18 protein-coding genes and 1 pseudogene are annotated in these 18,702 nt (G+C 72.1%); 16 read left to right on the forward strand and 3 right to left on the reverse strand.

Annotated features, from left to right (window positions below; translation table 11 throughout):
• The first annotated feature begins 59 nt into the window (after positions 1–59).
• The 3 genes from AC0OLQ_RS00530 to AC0OLQ_RS00540 are packed head-to-tail and all read left to right on the forward strand — an operon-like array spanning position 60 to position 3,006.
• Positions 60–824, forward strand: coding sequence for an ABC transporter ATP-binding protein (locus AC0OLQ_RS00530; protein WP_484529762.1), 765 nt, complete (start codon positions 60–62; stop codon positions 822–824).
• Complete coding sequence (locus AC0OLQ_RS00535) at positions 809–2,506, forward strand: ABC transporter permease (RefSeq protein ID WP_484529763.1); 1,698 nt, start codon at positions 809–811, stop codon at positions 2,504–2,506. The genes AC0OLQ_RS00530 and AC0OLQ_RS00535 overlap by 16 nt, the downstream gene beginning before the upstream one ends.
• Positions 2,506–3,006 carry an SRPBCC family protein gene (locus AC0OLQ_RS00540; RefSeq protein WP_484529764.1) on the forward strand — a complete coding sequence of 167 codons (501 nt, stop codon included), beginning with the start codon at positions 2,506–2,508 and terminating at the stop codon, positions 3,004–3,006. Before AC0OLQ_RS00535 ends, AC0OLQ_RS00540 begins: the two co-directional genes overlap by 1 nt.
• 18 nt (positions 3,007–3,024) lie before the next feature.
• On the opposite strand, the pseudogene AC0OLQ_RS00545 reads toward AC0OLQ_RS00540, so the two are convergent.
• Both AC0OLQ_RS00545 and AC0OLQ_RS00550 read right to left on the reverse strand, forming a co-directional pair.
• Positions 3,025–3,231: pseudogene (locus tag AC0OLQ_RS00545) on the reverse strand (DUF397 domain-containing protein).
• Positions 3,228–4,013 (reverse strand): helix-turn-helix domain-containing protein, encoded by a 786-nt coding sequence (locus tag AC0OLQ_RS00550; RefSeq protein ID WP_484529765.1) that lies wholly within the window; start codon positions 4,011–4,013, stop codon positions 3,228–3,230. Before AC0OLQ_RS00550 ends, AC0OLQ_RS00545 begins: the two are co-directional and overlap by 4 nt.
• Positions 4,014–4,376: 363 nt before the next feature.
• Here AC0OLQ_RS00550 and AC0OLQ_RS00555 point away from each other — a divergent pair, with 363 nt between their 5' ends.
• From AC0OLQ_RS00555 to AC0OLQ_RS00610, 12 genes are all read left to right on the forward strand, one after another.
• Entirely contained in the window at positions 4,377–5,045 is a 669-nt protein-coding gene (locus AC0OLQ_RS00555; protein WP_484532518.1) for a flavin reductase family protein, read from the forward strand.
• A 159-nt stretch (positions 5,046–5,204) separates the two neighbouring features.
• Positions 5,205–5,573 carry a DUF485 domain-containing protein gene (locus AC0OLQ_RS00560; protein ID WP_484529766.1) on the forward strand — a complete coding sequence of 123 codons (369 nt, stop codon included), beginning with the start codon at positions 5,205–5,207 and terminating at the stop codon, positions 5,571–5,573.
• The gene (locus AC0OLQ_RS00565) at positions 5,551–7,224 is read left to right on the forward strand and encodes a solute symporter family protein (protein ID WP_484529767.1); all 1,674 of its coding nucleotides are present in this window, start codon (positions 5,551–5,553) and stop codon (positions 7,222–7,224) included. The genes AC0OLQ_RS00560 and AC0OLQ_RS00565 overlap by 23 nt, the downstream gene beginning before the upstream one ends.
• 72 nt (positions 7,225–7,296) lie before the next feature.
• Positions 7,297–8,277, forward strand: a complete 981-nt coding sequence (locus tag AC0OLQ_RS00570) for an NAD-dependent epimerase/dehydratase family protein (RefSeq protein ID WP_484529768.1) — start codon at positions 7,297–7,299, stop codon at positions 8,275–8,277.
• A gap of 74 nt (positions 8,278–8,351) precedes the next feature.
• Positions 8,352–9,587 carry an LCP family protein gene (locus tag AC0OLQ_RS00575; protein WP_484529769.1) on the forward strand — a complete coding sequence of 412 codons (1,236 nt, stop codon included), beginning with the start codon at positions 8,352–8,354 and terminating at the stop codon, positions 9,585–9,587.
• 208 nt (positions 9,588–9,795) lie between these two features.
• The gene (locus AC0OLQ_RS00580; protein WP_484529770.1) at positions 9,796–11,004 is read left to right on the forward strand and encodes an LCP family protein; all 1,209 of its coding nucleotides are present in this window, start codon (positions 9,796–9,798) and stop codon (positions 11,002–11,004) included.
• A gap of 208 nt (positions 11,005–11,212) precedes the next feature.
• Positions 11,213–12,130, forward strand: a complete 918-nt coding sequence (locus AC0OLQ_RS00585) for an LCP family protein (protein ID WP_484529771.1) — start codon at positions 11,213–11,215, stop codon at positions 12,128–12,130.
• A 29-nt stretch (positions 12,131–12,159) separates the two neighbouring features.
• Positions 12,160–12,495: a rhodanese-like domain-containing protein gene (locus AC0OLQ_RS00590; RefSeq protein ID WP_357331682.1), complete on the forward strand. Its 336-nt coding sequence runs from the start codon at positions 12,160–12,162 to the stop codon at positions 12,493–12,495.
• Between the two features lie 14 nt (positions 12,496–12,509).
• The gene (locus AC0OLQ_RS00595) at positions 12,510–13,301 is read left to right on the forward strand and encodes a glycerophosphodiester phosphodiesterase (RefSeq protein ID WP_484529772.1); all 792 of its coding nucleotides are present in this window, start codon (positions 12,510–12,512) and stop codon (positions 13,299–13,301) included.
• A gap of 76 nt (positions 13,302–13,377) precedes the next feature.
• The gene (locus AC0OLQ_RS00600) at positions 13,378–14,832 is read left to right on the forward strand and encodes a sensor histidine kinase (protein WP_484529773.1); all 1,455 of its coding nucleotides are present in this window, start codon (positions 13,378–13,380) and stop codon (positions 14,830–14,832) included.
• A gap of 65 nt (positions 14,833–14,897) precedes the next feature.
• A complete protein-coding gene (locus tag AC0OLQ_RS00605; RefSeq protein ID WP_484532519.1) occupies positions 14,898–15,314 on the forward strand; it encodes an ATP-binding protein in 417 nt (138 codons plus the stop codon).
• Positions 15,315–15,455: 141 nt separating this feature from the next.
• Positions 15,456–16,340 carry a DUF5926 family protein gene (locus AC0OLQ_RS00610; protein WP_484529774.1) on the forward strand — a complete coding sequence of 295 codons (885 nt, stop codon included), beginning with the start codon at positions 15,456–15,458 and terminating at the stop codon, positions 16,338–16,340.
• Positions 16,341–16,388: 48 nt separating this feature from the next.
• Here AC0OLQ_RS00610 and AC0OLQ_RS00615 read toward each other — a convergent pair whose 3' ends face one another.
• Positions 16,389–17,600, reverse strand: coding sequence for an arginine deiminase (locus tag AC0OLQ_RS00615; protein ID WP_484529775.1), 1,212 nt, complete (start codon positions 17,598–17,600; stop codon positions 16,389–16,391).
• Between the two features lie 163 nt (positions 17,601–17,763).
• Here AC0OLQ_RS00615 and AC0OLQ_RS00620 point away from each other — a divergent pair, with 163 nt between their 5' ends.
• Positions 17,764–18,501 (forward strand): hypothetical protein, encoded by a 738-nt coding sequence (locus AC0OLQ_RS00620; RefSeq protein WP_357331692.1) that lies wholly within the window; start codon positions 17,764–17,766, stop codon positions 18,499–18,501.
• Positions 18,502–18,702 lie beyond the last annotated feature (201 nt).

Below are 18,702 nucleotides of genomic sequence, written 5' to 3' on the forward strand. Positions count from 1 at the left end.
CTCGAAGATCGTCCTTCGGCGGGAGCTGTCGCTGGCCCGGCCAGACTACGGTCGGAGGCATGACCGATCAGCACCCGGCAATGTCCCTCCGTGGCCTGGCCAAGCGGTTCGACACCAAGGTCGCGGTCGCCGGCGTCGACCTCGACGTGCCGACCGGCTCGTTCTACGGGCTGCTGGGCCCGAACGGGGCCGGCAAGACCACCACCCTCTCCATGGCCGTCGGCCTGCTGCGGCCCGACGCCGGCCAGGCCCGGGTGCTCGGGTACGACGTCTGGGCCGATCCGGTACGCGCCAAGGGGCTGCTCGGCGTGATGCCCGACGGCGTCCGCCTCTTCGACCGGCTCACCGGGGCCGAGCTGCTGGCCTACCACGGTCTGTTGCGCGGCATGGACCCGGCGGTGGTCGACCAGCGGGCGGCGGAACTGCTCGACGTGCTGGCCCTCACCGACGCCGGCCGCACCCTGGTGGTCGACTACTCGGCCGGCATGAAGAAGAAGATCGGCCTGGCCTGCGCGCTGCTGCACGGCCCCCGGCTGCTGGTGCTGGACGAGCCGTTCGAGGCGGTCGACCCGGTCTCCGCGGCGCTGATCCGGGACATCCTGCACCGCTACGTGGTGGGCGGCGGCACGGTCATCTTCTCCAGCCACGTCATGGAGGTCGTCGAGCGGCTCTGCTCGCACGTGGCGATCCTGGCCGACGGCCGGATCATGCGGGTCGGCACGCTCACCGAGGTCCGCGGCGAACGGTCGCTGGAGGAGGCCTTCGTCGAGGTGGTCGGCGGGCGGACCGCGACGGGCGAGGAGCTGTCGTGGCTGTCCCGGTGACCGCCGCCGAGCGGCCGACCCGGGCCGTCTCGCCCCGGCATTTCGTGCGGCTCAAACTGCGGGTGCTGCGCAACAACTTCCGGGGTCAGGGTTGGCGGATCGCGCTGTTCGTGGGCGGCCTGCTGTTCGGGCTCTGGTTCGCCGCCGGTGGCTTCTTCCTGCTCGCCGCGCCCGGCCTGGCCGGCGAGTCCCGGTACGCGCTGATGACCGCCGCCTTCGGCGGCGGCCTGCTGACCCTCGGCTGGCTGCTGCTGCCGCTGGTCTTCTTCGGCGTGGACGAGACCCTGGACCCGGCCCGCTTCGCGCTGCTCCCGCTGTCCCGCCGCACCCTGGTCACCGGCCTGTTCGCGGCCGCCCTGGTCAGCGTCCCGGCGCTGTCGACCCTGCTCGCAGCCGCCGGGCTGGTGGTCACGGCCGGCGCGCTGGGCGGCTGGTTCGCCGCGCTGGTCGGGATGCTCGGGGTGGTCCTGGGCCTGCTGCTCTGCGTGGCCGCCGCCCGCGCGGTGACCAGCGCCTTCGCCACCATGCTCCGCTCCCGACGGGTGCGCGACCTGGCCGCCGTGCTGCTCGCGGTGCTCGCCGCCCTGCTGGGCCCGCTACAACTGCTGGTGATCGGCGCGGTCCAGCAGGCCGACTGGGACCGGCTCACCGGCGTGGCCCGGGTGGTCGGCTGGACGCCGTTCGGTGCGCCCTGGACGGCCGGCGTCGACGTGGCCGAGGGGCACGCCGGGGCGGCCGTGCTGAAGCTGCTGATCGGCGTGGCGGCGATCGGCGTACTCCTGCTGTGGTGGTCGCGGTCGCTGGAGTCGGCGATGGTGGGCGCGGCGAGCGCCGGGCCGGCCCGGAACCGGCGCGGCACGGTGGCCGGCGCGGCGGTCGCGCAGCTCTTCCCCCGAGCCGTCGGCTGGGCCCGGCGGGACCGGTTCGGCGCGCTGGTCGCCCGGGAGTGCCGCTACTGGTGGCGCGACGCCCGGCGGCGGGCCAACCTGATCACCGTGGCGGTGGTCGGCATCTTCGTGCCGGTGATGGTCAACCTGGGCGGCTCCCAGCTGGTCACCGAAGGCGGGGCAGCGTTCGGCGAGGCCACCGCCAACTCGTCGCCCGTGCTGGTCAGCCTCTCGATGCTCTTCGTCGGGGTGCTCGCCGCGGTGACCGTGGCCAACCAGTTCGGTTTCGACGGCAGCGCGTACGCGGCCAACGTGGTGGCGGGCGTGCCGGGGCGGGTGGAGCTGCGGGCCCGGATGGTCGCGTTCTCGCTCTACGTGGTGCCGATCCTCGGTGTGGTCGCCGTGGTGCTGGCCGTGGTGCTCGGGCGGCCCGGCTGGGTCGGTGTGATGGCCGGCGCGCTGTTCGCCGCGTACGGCTGCGGGCTGGCGATCAACGCGTCCGTCTCGGTGCTCGGCGGCTACTCGCTGCCGGAGACGAGCAACCCGTTCGCCATGAACACCGGCGCCGGGATGGCGAAGAGCCTGTACACCCTGCTGTCCATGCTGGCCACCGCGGCGGCTGCCGTGCCGCTGGTGGTGGCCGCCGCGCTGCTCGGCGACGTCTGGCTCTGGCTGGCCCTGCCGGTCGGTCTCGCGTACGGGCTGGGCGCCGCGCTGCTCGGCGCGTACCTGGCCGGGGACGCGCTGGACCGCCGCCAGCCGGAACTGCTGGCCGCCGTCACCCCGAGGCGCTGATGCCGGTCGTCGAGGCGGTGACCACCGTTCCGGTCCCACCGGAGCTGGCCTTCGCGGTGTCGCAGACCGTGGCGCCGGTCCGCTACCGCTGGGATCCCTTCGTCCGGGAGCAGCACTTCGTCGACGGGGCGACCCGCCCCGGCAAGGGCGTGCGCACCTACACCCGGTCCCGGCACGGCCTCGTCATGGTCAGCGAGTACGTCTCGTGGGCGCCGCCGACGAACGTGGGCATGAAGATGGTCCGCGGGCCGTGGTTCTTCGAGCGGTTCGGCGGCGGCTGGCGGTTCGCGCCGGGCCCGGAGCCGGGCACGGCCCTGGCCACCTGGCGGTACAACTTCCGCTGCCGGCCGGCCTTCCTGCGCCCGGTGGCCGAGCGGATCGGGGTCTGGCTGCTCGGCCGGGACATCCGCCGCCGGATCGCCGGGTACGCCGCCGGCTGCGCCGACCCGGAGGTGCTGGCCGCCGCCCGCCGCTCCCTCCCGCCGGAGAGCTACCGGTAGATCTTGGCGAGTTGCCGCTCACCTCGAACGGAAAGTCTCCAAGATCGGGAGGCCGGCGCTCCTGAAGGCGCGCCAGGCGTCGGGAGTGAAGCGAGAGTCGGCCCGGACGGGTCCTTGCTGTCCCGAACCAGCACCACCCCGGGCAAGTTGTCCGCCACCTCGACACAGTTGCCCGTCATTGTCGGAACGGGTCGACTTGCGCCAGCGGGGCAGGGCAGTCGTCATGAGGTCACCCTCCACTTATTGATCAGTTCGATGGAGGCGTTTGCGCCGAGCGCCTCAGCGAGGAGACGTTCCCACTTCCGCTGCACCCAGCCAATCCACTCCGGATAGTCCGCGATCTGGCCGCGCGCGGCGTTGTCGAGGCAGAGCAGACGGTCATCGCCGGGCAACTGCGCTAGCACGAAACCGCCTCCCAGCGAGGGGTGCGCGCCGACCTCCAGCGGAAGGATGTGCACCCGCACCTGCGGCAGGTCGGCTGCTTGCAGCAGGTGGCCGAGCTGGCGATCCATGACGGCTGGCCCACCGATCCGGCGCTGCAGCGCACTCTCATCGATGACAAAAACACACTTGGGTGGATCATCCCGGTGGAACAACTTCTGCCGGCTCATCCGGAGGCTCACAAGCTCCTCGACCCGATCGCTGTTGTACAGGCCGCCCGACGAGAAGACCGCTCTCGCATACTCCTCGGTCTGCAGGAGGCCGGGGATCAGGCACGGTTCGAAGTTGCACAGCCGCTTGGCGCGTTGCTCGTAGCGGGGCCAAGGCTCGAACGAGGTCGGCCGGCTGCTCTCCTCGTCCTTCTTGATCAGGCTGGCGAGGAGGCCGCCGGTGCCGAGGGCCTGGTCGGCTGCTTCCGCGAACTCCAAGGTGGGGCGGCGGCGCCCCGTCTCGATGGCGGCCACCGTGGAAGGGCTCCACCTGATCAGCGTGGCCAGCCCCTCCTGGGAGACATCCGCCCCGGCCCGGGCGGCCTTGAGCGCCCGGATCCACACCTCGATGTTCATCCTTACCTCTCCGGTAAGTACGTGATCGCGCTGTGTAGTAAGCCCTGGCATCCTCCCGCGCCGGCCCCGCCGAGTCCAGGGTGGAGACACGCGGCCCGGCTGGTGGAGGCGATGACCCGGCGGCCGGTCCTGCGACGGGTCGCCCCGGCCATCCCCCGGCCGGGGCGACCCCTTCCCGGGGAGGCACTGATGAGCGACGACCGCCGAGATCTTGGACGCAAACGGCCCCCTGAGGGGCCAAATTCGTCCAAGATCTGGAAGAAGCCGGGCCCCGGCCGGGCGCACGTGGCGATGCGGCCGGCCTGGCGGTGCCGGGGGTGCGGGGCGCACTGGCCGTGCCAGCCGGCTCGGCTCGCGCTGCTGATCGAGTACCGCCACGATCGCACCGCACTGCTGCTCTACCTGGGTCGCCTCATGGCGGAGGCCGACGAGCAGCTTCCGGGCGTCCGCGACCTGCACGAGCGCTTCCTGGGGTGGACGCGGGGGCGGGGCGGCACAATGTTTCACGTGAATCATGAGCCGGGTGCCGAGATCCACCACACCGACCCGTTCGCCGTGGCGGCCGGGCAGCGCTCGCCGGTCCGCCGGCTCCGCGGTCGGCTGGCCGCCTCGGTGACGCTCTGGACCGCGCCCGGCCCGGCCGGGCTGACCGTCTCGTCCACCCTGGTGGCCGAGGGGGAGCCGGACCGGCTGCTCGGTCTGGTCGACCCGGAGTCGGACCTGTGGGCGGCGGTCGAGGAGGCGGGCCGCTTCGCGGTCGCGCCGCTCGGCCCGCAGCACCGGCAGCTCGCCGACCGGTTCGCCGGCCTCTTTCCCTCCCCCGGCGGCCTCTTCGCGCTGGACCCCTGGACCGACACCCCGTACGGTCCGGTGCCCGCCGACGCGGGCGGCTGGGCCGGGTGCCGGCTCGAGACCGCCCGGGAGTGCGGCTGGGGCCTGCTGGTCGAGGCCACCATCGAGGCGGTCGACCTGGCCGAGGAGACGCTGCCGCTGCTGCACTACCGCGGCCGTTACCGGGGACTCACCGACTGATCACCGACCGCTGACCGGAGTGAGCTGAGTCACTCGGCGCAGCCGGACCGCCGTTCGGCGCAGCCGTCGACCGTGGCCGATCCGAGCCTTCCCCGGCGGGGAGCTCGCTCTCTACCGTGCGCGAAAACTCCCCACGCCTGCGAAGGTGGTGATCCACAGATGTCCACGGACACACCCGCGTCCGCACCCGCCGAGTCGGCGGCGGAACGGTACCTCGCCGTTCAGCGGTCGGACGAGTTCGCCGGGTTGCGGCGCGCGCTGCGCGGCTTCGTCTTCCCGATGACCGTCGCGTTCTTCCTGTGGTACGCGCTCTACGTCATCCTCTCCGCGTACGCGCGGGGATTCATGGGCACGAAGCTGGTCGGCAACATCAACGTCGCCCTGGTCTTCGGCCTGCTCCAGTTCGTCTCCACGTTCGTCATCGCCTGGCTCTACTCGCGGTTCGCCGACCGGAAGATCGACCCGGTGGCCGACCGGCTTCGCGCCGAGGTGGGGGAGGTGGCCCATGAACACGGTTCTCGCGGCTGAGGCGGGCAGCACCACGGCCCGGAACCTCACCATCACGCTGTTCCTGGTCTTCGTGGCGATCACGCTGGCGATCACCGTGTGGGCCAGCCGGCAGACCAAGACCGCCACCGACTTCTACGCCGGCGGCCGGTCCTTCTCCGGCTTCCAGAACGGCATGGCGATCGGCGGCGACTACATGTCGGCGGCGTCCTTCCTGGGCATCGCCGGCCTCATCGCCCTGTACGGCTACGACGGCTTCCTCTACTCGATCGGCTTCCTGGTCGCCTGGCTGGTGGCGCTGCTGCTCGTCGCCGAGCTGCTGCGCAACTCCGGCCGCTACACGATGGCCGACGTGCTGGCGTTCCGGATGCGCCAGCGCCCGGTCCGGACCGCGGCCGCGGTCTCCACCATCACGGTGTCGATCTTCTACCTGCTGGCCCAGATGGTCGGCGCGGGCGCACTGGTCGCGCTGCTGCTCGGCATCAAGCCGGGCACCACCTTCCTGGGCATGGACGCGGGCACCGCGAAGGCCGCCACGATCTTCCTGGTCGGCGCCCTGATGATCATCTACGTCACCGTGGGCGGCATGAAGGGCACCACGTACGTCCAGATCGTCAAGGCGTTCCTGCTGATGACCGGCGCGATCGTGATGACCCTGCTGGTGCTCGCGAAGTACAAGTTCAACCTGTCCTCGCTCCTCGGCGACGCGGCCGACGCATCGGGCAAGGGAGCGGCCTTCCTCGAACCCGGGTTGCGCTACGGCGTGGAGACACCCGGCGACGCGTTGAAGACCTTCTACAGCAAGATGGATCTGCTCTCGCTGGGCATCGCGCTGGTGCTCGGCACCGCCGGCCTGCCGCACATCCTGATCCGCTTCTACACCGTGCCGACCGCGAGAGCGGCCCGGAAGAGCGTGCTCTGGGCGATCGGCATCATCGGCACCTTCTACCTGCTCACCCTGGCGCTCGGCTTCGGTGCGGCAGCGCTGGTCGGCGGCCCGGCGATCACCGCGCAGGACAAGGCCGGCAACACGGCCGCCCCGCAGCTCGCCGAGGCGCTCGGCATCGACTTCCTCGGCGGGGACCTGGGCGGAGCGACACTGCTGGCGATCATCGCGGCGGTCGCCTTCGCCACGATCCTGGCGGTCGTCGCCGGGCTCACCCTGGCGTCGTCGTCCAGCCTGGCGCACGACTTCTACGCCAACGTGCTGAAGAACGGGCAGGCGTCCGAGCGGCAGGAGGTGACCGTCGCCCGGATCTCCGCCCTGGTGATCGGCCTGGTCTCCATCGTGCTGTCGATCTTCGCGCAGAGCCTGAACGTGGCGTTCCTGGTGGCGCTGGCCTTCGCGGTCGCCGCCTCGGGCAACCTGCCGGCGATCCTCTACAGCCTGTTCTGGAAGCGGTTCAACACCTCCGGCGCGGTCTGGGCGATCTACGGCGGCCTGCTCGCCGCCGTGGTGCTGGTCTTCTTCTCCCCGGTGGTCTCCGGGGCGCCGACGGCCATGTTCCCCGACCACGACTGGCACTGGTTCCCGCTGTCGAACCCGGGCATCATCTCGATCCCGTTCGGCTTCCTCTGCGGCTGGATCGGCACCCTGCTGTCCAAGGAGCACGACGAGGAGAAGTACGCCGAGCTGGAGGTGCGCTCGCTCACCGGCGCGGGCGCCCACTGACCACACCCCCCACCCCCGGCGGGCCGGAGCCGTTGTCGGCTCCGGCCCACCGGCTTGAGTAGGCTGACCGGCATGAAGGTCGCTCCCCGCTTCGGCTCCGGACATCGCATCCTCGTCACCGGCGGCGCCGGCTTCGTGCCGTCGCACCTGGTCGACCGGCTCATCGAGCGCGAGTGCACCGTCGTGGTGCTGGACAACTTCGTCACCGGTTCCAAGGACAACATCGCCCACCTGCTCGAGAAGCCGACCTTCACGCTGATCGAGGCGGACATCTCCGAAGGGCTGCCGACCGACCACCCGGCGATGGCCGAGCGGTTCGACGCGATCCTGCACATGGCCTCCCCGGCCAGCCCCACCGACTTCGAGAAGCTGCCGGTGGAGATCCTCCGGGTCGGGTCGGTGGCCACCCTGCACCTGCTGGAGCGGGCCACCGCCGACGGCGCCCGGTTCCTGATGGCCTCCACCTCCGAGGCCTACGGGGATCCGAAGGAGCACCCGCAGCGCGAGACGTACTGGGGCAACGTCAACCCGATCGGCATCCGGAGCGTCTACGACGAGGCGAAGCGCTTCGCGGAGGCGGCCACCATGGCCTACCACCGCAGCCGGAGCACCGACACCGCCATCGTCCGGATCTTCAACACGTACGGACCGCGGATGCGGCCGGACGACGGCCGGGCCATCCCCACCTTCATCTCGCAGGCGCTGCGCGGCGAGCCGATCACCGTGCACGGCACCGGCAACCAGACCCGGTCGATCTGCTACGTCGACGACCTGGTGCGCGGCATCCTGCTGCTGCTCGACTCGACCGAGACCGGCCCGATCAACTGCGGCACCGAGCACGAGATGTCGATGCGGCAACTGGCCGAGACGATCGTGTCACTCACCGGAAGCAGCTCCGAGGTGAGCTACATCACCCGGGCCGCGGACGATCCGGAGATGCGCCGCCCCGATCTCACCCTCGCCCGTGAGCTGCTGGGATACGAGCCGACCGTGACGCCCGAAGACGGCCTCCGGCGCACGATCGACTACTTCCGCGGCCGGCTAGGGTACTGACTCCCGCTGGGAGGAGGCTGACACCCGGCTGCGCCTGAGAGCGATGGTGGCTCGACCGACCTACCCTCGGTTACATGTCAGCGACCTCGTCAGCCGGCGTCCCGCTCCCCGCACGCCTGAGTCGGAGCGCGGGCCGCGCCCAGGTTCCCGGCTCCGGCCGGGGCACCACCGGGCGTGCCCGCCCGACCGACGCCCGCTGGTACCCCTCGTACGACGACGAGCCGCGCTCGGGCGGGCCCGGCGGTCCGGGGGGACCGACCGGCCCGGAGGGCCCGGGCGGTGGTTCCGGCGGCCCCGGCCGGCGCGGTCCCCGTCCGCGCTGGGGACGGATCAGCCTGGTGGCCGGCGTCGCGGTGCTGGTGCTGGCGCTGCTCGGCGGCTGGCTCTACGCCCGCAACCTCAACAACGACCTGGCCCGGACCGACCCCTTCTCCCAGATCAACGGCGGACGGCCGGCGAAGCAGGTCGAGGGCGCGTTGAACATCCTGCTGGTCGGCAGCGACTCGCGGGACCCGGACGCCGAGGTGGACGCGGCCGGCAAGTGGCGGGCGGACACGCTGATCGTCATGCACATCCCGGCCGACCACAAGCAGGCTTATCTGGTCTCCATCCCGCGTGACCTGTACGTGCCGATCCCGGAGAGCGCCGGCGCGTCCTGTGACTCGGGCTCACGCAACAAGATCAACGCGGCCTTCGCATTCGGCGGGCTGCCGCTCGCGGTCAAGACCGTGGAGTGCTTCAGCGACGTCCGGATGGACCACGTCATGGCCATCGACTTCGCCGGATTCAAGGATGTCACCGACGCCCTCGGCGGGGTGGACCTGAAGGTGGAGCGGACCATCACCTCGATCCACAAGCCGTACCGGACCTTCACCAAGGGCGTGAACCACATGAACGGCGCCGAGGCCCTGGACTGGGTCCGGCAGCGCAAGCAGTTCCCCGACGGCGACTTCGCCCGGATGCGCCACCAGCAGGAGTTCCTCAAGGCGCTGATGGACAAGGCGGCCAGCAGCGGGACATTGACCAACCCCAAGAAGCTCAACGATTTCCTGAAGGCGGTCACCGCCGCCGTCACGGTCGACCAGGGATTCTCGTTGACCGACATGGCGTTGCAGTTCCGGAGCCTGCGCGGGGAGAACCTGACCTTCATCACCAGCCCGAACCTGGGTGGCCAGACCATCGACGGCCAGTCGGTGGTGGTCTCCGACCGGGAGAAGGCGCTGGCCATGTACAAGGCGATCGTCGCGGACACGATGGCCGACTGGGTGAAGGCCAACCAGAAGACGGACAGCGACGGGAGCGGCGGCTGACGCCGCCCCCGCGAGGCAGCACATCCGGTCGGCGGTCAAGGCTCATCCCACAGTGAGCCAACCGCCGACCGGATCTTTTCAATTGTCCGTTCGGGCACAACCCCCAGCCGATGGCCGAGATTGACGGGAATAGCCACCACACGAGGTCGCGAGAACGGGAACAGATACGTACAGTGGTCCCGCCCCCGATCCCCGAGCTGGAGCACGCATGCCGGTTCAGACCAGCCGTCGCCCTCAGTCACTGGAGCCCGGAGCACCCGGGCGGGTTCCCCCGATCATCCCGACGCAGCCCGGCCCCGGCGGCCCCGGCGGCGGGAAGAAGCGCACCAAGCGCAAGGACCCGCTCTGGGCCAAGCTCACCGTAATCTTCGGTGCCGTCCTGATGATGACCAGCGGCATCGCGATCGTCGGCAGCAAGGCCGTGATCGGCCAGGCGACCAGCAGCATCGACCAGGGCAACCTGCTCGGTGAGGCGGGCAAGAGCGACGCCGAGGGCGGCAACAGCCTGGACGGCCCGATCGACATGCTGCTGCTCGGCGTCGACGCCCGGCAGCGCTGGGCCGCCGACGACGTCCGCTCGGACACGATCATCATCCTGCACATCCCGGCCACCCACGACCAGGCCTACCTGATCTCGATCCCCCGGGACACCGAGGCCCGCATCCCGGCCTTCGAGAAGAGCGGTTACAAGGGCGGCACCGACAAGATCAATGCGGCGTTCTTCTTCGGGGCGCAGAACGGTGGCGGCTGGGAGGGTGGCGCCCAGCTGATGGCCAAGACAATCAAGTCGATGACCGGGATCAGCTTCGACGGCGCGGCGATCATCAACTTCGGCGGCTTCAAGAACGTGATCGACGCGCTCGGCACCGTGCGTATCTGCGTGAGCCACGAGGTCAAGTCGCACCACATGTCGATGGTCGACGGCAAGCCGATGTGGAACGCCGACGCGAAGAAGACCGGCAAGTCCTACACCCCGGTGGTGCACAAGAAGGGCTGCCGGGAGATGGAGGGCTGGGAGGCCCTCGACTACGCCCGCCAGCGCTACGGACTGCCGAACAGCGACTACGACCGCCAGCAGAACCAGCAGCAGCTGATCAAGGCGATGGCGAAGAAGGCCACCGACAAGGGCATGCTGACCAACCCGCTCAAGCTGAACTCGCTGATCAAGGCGGCCGGCAAGGCCTTCATCCTGGACACCGGCGGCGTGCCGGTCGCGGACTTCATCTTCACGCTCAAGGGCGTCAGCGGGAACGACCTGGTCACCCTCCGCACCAACGGCGGCACCTACAGCCCGAACGCGGACCACAGCAAGGAATCGCTCAACGAGCTGAGCATGGACATGTTCAAGGCGGTGAAGGAGGACAAGCTCGCCGACTTCGTGGTGGCGAACCCGAACGTCCTCTCCACCCGCAAATGACCTGGTGACCGGCCGGTCGCCGCGCCGAAAGCGGCACCGTCCGGCAGTTCCCCCCGTAGCCTGACGTGAGCGGGTCTCATGTCGCGGCTACGGGGGGAACGTCACGTCCAGGCCAGCACGGAACGCACGCGGGCGGGCCCGATCCGCCCGCTGGTCCCGGTTCCTGCTCGGCGCCGGTCTCGCCCTGCTCCTGCTCGCCGCTCTCGGCGTGGCCGGGCTGCACTGGCTCACCAACCGGTACGACCGCACGGTCAGCAAGGAACAACTGCTCGATCCTGCGGCGCGGCAGTCCCGTACCGACCTCGCCGGGCCGCTCAACTACCTGCTCATCGGCTCGGACCACCGGCCCGGCGCGAACCCCGAGGACCAGCGCTCGGACAGCATCCTGATCGTGCACCTGCCGGCCGGGCTGCGGCAGGCGTACCTGATCTCCATCCCGCGGGACCTGCTGGTCGCCATCCCGGCGACGTCCGGCTACGGCGGCGGCCAGGACAAGGTCAACGCGGCGTACGAGCACGGCGGCGGGGGCGAGGGCGGAGCGCGGCTGCTCAGCGCCACGCTGACCCGGCTCACAGGGGTCCGCTTCGACGGCGCCGCGCTGGTCGACTTCTCCGGCTTCAAGCAGGTCATCGACCTGCTCGGCGGCATCCGGATGTGCGTCGACACCCCGGTCCGGTCGATCCACACGCAGACCCGGTTCGAGCCCGGCTGCCAGCAGATGAACGGGGCCCGGACGCTGGACTACGTGCGGCAGCGCTACGACCTGCCCGGCGGCGACTACGACCGGCAACGGCACCAGCAGCAGATGCTCCGGGCGGTGCTCGACAAGGCCGGCCAGACCCACCTGCGCAGTGACCCGGTGCAGCTGGACCGGGTGCTCCGGGCGGTCGGCGGCGCGTTGACCGTGGACACCAACGGCGTACCCCTGGAGGACCTGCTCTTCGCGCTGCGCGGGCTGCCCGCGGACGCCCTGCACGGCGTCCAGATCCCCTCCTACCCGCAGACCATCGACCAGGTCTCGTACGTGGTGCTGGACAACGGCGGCGGCGGGCTCTTCGACGCGCTGCGGGGCACCCGGATGCCGGAGTGGGCCGGGGCCCATCCCCGCTGGGTCAACCGGCTGTGACCGGGAGCGGCCCGCTAGGCTTGGTAGCCGTGTTCGGACCCCAGGTTCCCAGCGTGCCCGCGTCGGCCGTGCCCGACGACAGCTACCTGCTCGACGTCCGGGAGGACGACGAGTGGGCCGCCGGCCACGCGCCGGCCGCCCACCACCTCCCGATGACCGAGCTGCCCGCCCGGATCGCAGAGGTGCCCGACGACCGCGAGGTGGCCGTGATCTGCCGCTCGGGCGGACGGTCCGCGCAGGTGGTCGCGTACCTGATGCGCAACGGCTGGGACCAGGTGCGCAACGTCGAAGGCGGGATGGGCGAGTGGGCCGCCGCCGGCCGCCCGGTGGTCACCGACGACGGGCAGCCGGGCCGGGTCGCCTGAGGCGCGCCGCGGCCATGACCACCCCCCTGGTCTTCGCGCACCGGGGCGCCTCGTACGACCTGCCGGAGCACACGCTCGCCGCCTATCTGCGCGCCCTCGACGAGGGCGCGGACGGGCTGGAGTGCGACGTCCGGCTGACCCGGGACGGGCACCTGGTCTGCGTCCACGACCGCCGGCTGGACCGGACCAGCAACGGTCACGGGCTGGTCAGCGCGCGTACCCTCGCCGAACTGGAGGCGCTCGACTTCGGGTCGTGGCACCCCGGCGGGGCGGCCGCCGACGGGGACGAACCGCTCGACGAGTCACACTTCCGGCTGCTCACGCTGGAGCGGCTGCTCGACGCGGTGCTGGCCGCCGGCCGGCCGGTCCGGCTGCTGATCGAGACCAAGCACCCCTCCCGCTACGGCCGGGACGTGGAGCGCCGCCTGGTCACCATGCTGCGCCGGTACGGACTGGCCGAGCCCGGTCCGGACGCCCCGGTCCGGGTCACCGTGATGTCCTTCTCCCCGCTGGCCGTACGCCGGATCCGCGACCTCGCCCCGGCGCTGCCCACGGTGCTTCTGCTGGAGGTGCTGCCGCGCTGGCTGCGGCTGGGCCGGCTGCCGTTCGGCACCCGGATCGCCGGGCCGGGGATCGGCCTGGTCCGGGCCCGCCCGCAGCTCGTTCCCACGCTGCGGGCCGCCGGCAACCAGGTCTACGTCTGGACGGTGAACGAGCCGGCGGACCTGGAGTTGGTGCTGGCCGCCGGGGTGGACGGGGTGATCACCGACCGGCCCGCCCGGACGCTGGCCCGGTTGGGCCGGTGAGGCCGGCCGGTCCGACCGGTGGGCGGTCGCCTGGCCGGGGGTGTCCCCGGGGCGGGCGGCGCGGCACACTCGGGACATGCCGGAGCGAACCGACTTCACCGCCCTGATCGCCGGGCACACCAGCGTGATCAAATTGATCAACTCGGGTGAGTCGGGCCTGCCCGTGCTCACCCGGCTGCTGCGCGAGGTCGAGCCGGCCGTCGGCGCAGCCGGCATGGTGTTCGTGGAGTTCGCCCCCGCCGGCGGCCGGGTGATCGCGGCGACCGGCAGCGCCGAGTTCGCCACCGGCTGCCCGCTGCCGGCCACCGACCCGGCCACCGTCTGCCTGCTCTCCGGCCCGCCGGTGCGCGAGGTCGGGGTCGACGCGATCCCCGGCGCGCCCGCCGAGGAGCTCGCCGCGCGCGGGCTGCGCCGGATGATCCTGGCCCGCGCCGAGATCGGCGGCCTGACGGTGGGCAGCCTGCACGCCCTCTACAAGGAGGACGAGCCGCTGGACGCCTCCCAGCACGCCGTGATCGGCTACGTGGCCGCCTGCATCGCCCACATGTACGGCGACCAGACCGGCCTGCCGGTGCACGGCGACGGCCCGGTGGTGGCGGCGCTCGCCGACGGCCTGGCGGTGGTGGACCGCGAGCACCACGTGCGGCTCTGGAATCCGGCCGCCGCCCAGGTGACCGGCCGTCCGGCCGGCGAGGCGCTGAACCGGCCGCTCCCGTTCCCGCTCCCCCCGTCCGGCCAGGTGCTCGACCACCGGCTGCCGGACGGCCGCTGGCTGCGGATCACCTCCGGCGAGCTGCCCGGGCCGGGCACGCTGCGTGTGGTCACCTTCCGCGACATCACCGACCAGCAGCGGCGCGACCACGACCGGGACCTCTTCGTCGCGGTGACCAGCCACGAGCTGCGCACCCCGGTCACCGTGATCAAGGGGTACGCGGACACCCTCACCGACCACTGGGAGTCGCTCAGCGACGACGACCGGCGGCAGGCCGCCCGGATCATCGGGCAGCGGGCCAACGAGCTGGCCCGGCTGGTCGACCGGCTGCTCACGGCCGCCACCGAGAACCGCCCCGGCGGCGAGCCGGCCGCCCCGTTCGACCTGGTCGACGCGCTGCGGGCGGCGGTCCCCGACCTGCCGGCGGACATCCGGCACCGGATCGTCCTGAATCTGCCGGCCGACCTGCCCAAGGCGCTCGGCGACCGGCACAGCCTGGCCACCGTGCTCACCGAGCTGGGCACCAACGCCGGCAAGTACTCGCTGCCGGACACCCCGATCGAGATCTCCGTCGAGGCGAACGAGCGGACCGTCTCGTTCCGGGTCGCCGACCGGGGCATCGGCATCCGGCCGGAGCACGTGGAGCGGGCGTTCGACCGGTTCTGGCAGGGGGAGTCCGGTGACCGACGTCGCTATCCGGGGGCCGGACTGGGCCTCTATCTGGTCCGGCAGATCGTTGAACAGCAGAATGGATGGGTATCCCTCCGACCGAGAGTCGGTGGGGGTACGGTCGCAGAGGTGCGGCTGCCACGGGGATGAACCCGGCCCGCACGGGGGTGGAAGGAACGACGGTGTCGACGGGTTCGGCCGAACGATCATGGTGCGTGGTGGTGCCCCACCACGCCACCGGCGCGCGCCTGGCCCGGCACCGGCTCGCCGACGAGCTGGCCGACGTCGTACCCCCGGCCCTGCTGGCCGACCTGGTCGCGGTCCTCGCCGAGCTGGTCGGCAACGCCGTGCGGCACGCCGACCCGCTCCCCGGGGGCGTGGTCCGGGTGGCCTGGCGGCTGCGGGCAGCGGCCGGCGGGCAGTGCGTCCAGGTCCGGGTGACCGACGGCGGCTCCGCCTCCGGCCCGCTGATGCGGGTCGCCGCCCCCGACGCCATCGACGGGCGCGGCCTGCACATCGTCTCCGGGCTGGCGAGCCGCTGGGGGGTCGAGCGGGACGGCCTTGGCCAGAGCGTCTGGGCGGAGTTCGACCCGACCGGCTCGGTCCGACCGGACCTGGTCGTGGCCGGTTGAGCCGACCGGGGAGGCGGGTCCTGCCCACGGCCGTCCGGTCCGGCATCTAGGCTGTCTCGCCATGAGCGAGCGCAGCGAGCGAATCATCGGGCACAGCGCCATGGAGCCTCATGCGGCTGCGGAGCGCAGCGGAGCGGGCGCATGAGCAAGCGTCGAAAGAGCCAGCGGGCCGCCGAAGCCACCCCGAAGCGGGAGAAGGTGCGCGACGTCTTCGTGCCCCGACCGTTCGAGGGGCTGGTCGACGAGCCGGAGTGGATCGCCCTGCGCGAGCTGGTGCCGGCCGCCTCCGCGCCGCTGCGGCTGACCCCCGAGCTGGTCGAGGAGTACGGCGACCGGCCGGTCACCCTGGCCACCGTGCTGCCGATGGCCGCCCCGGCGATGACCAAGCCGGACGGGCGGGTCTTCATCGGCCTCCAGCGGCACCAGCAGTCCGGCGACGTCTCCCGGGACCTGGCCGACGCGCTGCTCTGCGCGCTGCGGACCGAGCCGAGCGGCCAGGTGAGCGTGCCGCCGCTGCCCGGGCCGGGCCCCCGCCTCCAGGACATCCTGGTGGACGGCCCGCTCGAGATCAGCATGCACGACGGGTTCGAGTTCTGGCTCGACCCGGGCGCCGCCGACGACCCGACCGTGCAGGCGTCCCTGGAGCGGGCCAACGCGGCGATCTACCCGACGGTGAAGCTGGCCGCGGCGCGGGCCGCGTACTGGTGCCAGGTGCCGGAGAAGGCGCACGTGCGCTGGGTGCTGCCGGAGGACGAGGACGTGGCGCTGGACGCCCTGTCCCGACTGGGCGCGGCCGGCACGCTGACACTGGGCGACGACACCCGGTTCGCCGGCATGTTCCGGGCGCACGGCCGCCTGGTGCCGGTCTGGGACCTGCCCGAGGACGTCCCGGCCGCCGACTGGGAGGAGCCGGTGACCGGGTTCGCCAAGCGGTACGCCGAGGCGCTGGAGGAGCGGGAGCCGCTGGACGCCGCCGGGCGCCGCGCCCGCCAGGGACTGCTCGGCCGCCAGCTCACCCTGCGCTGAGCCGATCCTCGCCGCGGGCCCCGGTCGCCGACCGGGGCCCGTCGTCGTTCAGCGCCGCAGCGGTTCCCGCACCAGCGGGCAGGACATGCAGCGCGGGCCGCCCCGGCCGGAGCCCAGCTCCGACCCGGCGATGGCGATCACCTCGATGCCGGCCCGTTCGAGCTGCGCGTTGGTCTCCACGTTCCGCTCGTAGCCGACGCAGAGCCGGGGGGCGAGGGCGAGGGTGTTGTTGCCGTCGTCCCACTGCTCCCGCTCGGCGGTGACCGGGTCGAGGCCGGTGTCGATCACCCGGAGCTGGTCGAGGTCCATGGCGTCGGCGGCGGCCCGCAGGAACGGCGCCGGGCCGTCCACCCGCGGGTCCTCGCCGTCCGCGCCGGCGATGACCGTGTACGCGGAGAGCTCGCTGGCGATGTTCGGATACATCAGCACGGCGTCGACGTCGACCATCGTGCAGACCGTGTCCAGGTGCATGGTGGCCCGCTCCTGGGCGATCGGCACCACCAGGATGGTGTGCGCGAGCCCGGCGGCGAAGACCTGCCGGGCCAGCCGTTCGGCCCCGGCCGGGGTGGTCCGCTCGCCCACCCCGACGGCGAGCACCCCCGGCGCGAGCAGCAGCACGTCGCCGCCCTCCAGGTGCTCCAGCTCCGGGTGGTAGACAAACTCGGTGCCGACGAAACGCGGGTGGTAGCGGTAGATGGCGTCGGTCAGCGTGGTCTCCCGCCGACGGGCCAGCATGGCCAGGCTGGTCACCCCGACCCGGTCCCCGATCCAGACCGACGAGTCGCGGGTGAAGAGCAGGTTGGGCAGCGGGTCGATGACGAAGTCGTGCCGGTCCATCAACGTCCAGACCAGACCGCCGGGGCGGTCCGGGCCGATCCGCAGCTCCTCGTGGGCGAGCCCGGCGACGAACACGTCAGCCAGGGCGGCCGGGTCGAGGTACGTGAGGTGGTCGGCGACCCGGCGGCGCAGGGTGTCGCCCAGCCGGGGCGAGCGGAGCACCAGCTCGGTCAGCTCGGCCCGCGCGTCCGGCACGGCGAGGGTCTCGGCCAGCAACGTGGCCAGGTAGAGCACCTCCACCCCGCGGGACCGCAGGGCCGCCGCGAAGCCGTCGTGCTCCTCCTGCGCCCTGCCCACCCATGGGATAGCGTCGAAGAGCAGGGAGTCGTTGTTGCGTGGGGTGAGGCGAGCGAGTTCCGGCCCCGGGCGGTGCAACAGCACCGTGCCGAGCCGGCCGACCTCGCTGTCCACGTAGTGGGTCACCTTCGCAGCGTAGGACAGGCTCCCGCACCATCCGGGAAAAGAAGTGTGAATGAATATGGCATTCATCCGCACTCATTCCGGCGCTCCAACTTGCCGAGCCCCGGGGTGTTCAACGTAGGGTAGTGGAGACATAACTTCGAGAGACCTTTTGCCGGAGGTCGCGATGACTGTCTTTCCCGCTCGCCGAGCCGTACCGAGCCGGGCACTGCCGCCCGTCTCGGTGCCGCACCCCCGGGTCGAGTCCACCTCGGTGCTCGAGCCGGCCCGACCGACTCCGCTGGAGTGGGCCCGCCGTCGGCGGGCCGAGCGGGGGGCCCGCCGGTTGGAGGCGGCCGGGGCCCGGGCCCTCGGCCAACTCGACCACCTCGGTCCCGCCTGGCACGTCATCGAGTGGCCCCGCACGGACGCCGCGGACGTCCTGCTCGACCGCACCCAGGACGAGCGGGCCGGGTTCCTCGCCATCGGCCCGAGCGGGCTCTTCGCGGTCACCATCGCCGACCACGGCCGGGCCCGGGTGCTCGTCGCGGGCGACGTCGTGCAGATCAACGGCAAGCGTCCGCCCTATGTGGCCGAGGCGCGCCGCGACGCCAAGCGGGCCAGCAAGGCCCTCTCCGACGCCGTCGGCCTGCCGATCCCCGTCACCCCGGTGCTGACCTTCGTCGGCTCCGGGGTCATCAGCGTCTACGGCCTGCCCAAGGACTGCCTCATGGCCACCCACCGGGAGCTGGACCGCCTGCTCGTGGCGGGCGGCAACCGGATCAGTCCGGCCACCGCCGAGAAACTCTCCCGGATCGCCCAGGCCCCGTCGACGTGGCTCAACGGCACGTACCGTCCAGCAGCCGACTACCGGTGGTACGACGAGGGCCGAACGGCCGCTGACAAGCGGGCCGCCCGCCGGTAACGTCACCGGCGACGCCACGCGGTCCGCGGCTCCGCCCCGGTGGTTCCGTCGGCCCGCGCCGTCGCCGGCCGCGCGACACCGGGCACCCGTCGCACCGACCCCTGTCCCCGATCCCCGCCGAGCCCTCGGATCCCCGTGCGGCTCCGGTGACCGGACGCAGCGCGGTCGGGCGATCGTCGTGACGACCGGCTAGCGTGGACA

The sequence above is a fragment of the Micromonospora sp. Utrum1 genome (assembly GCF_057197805.1).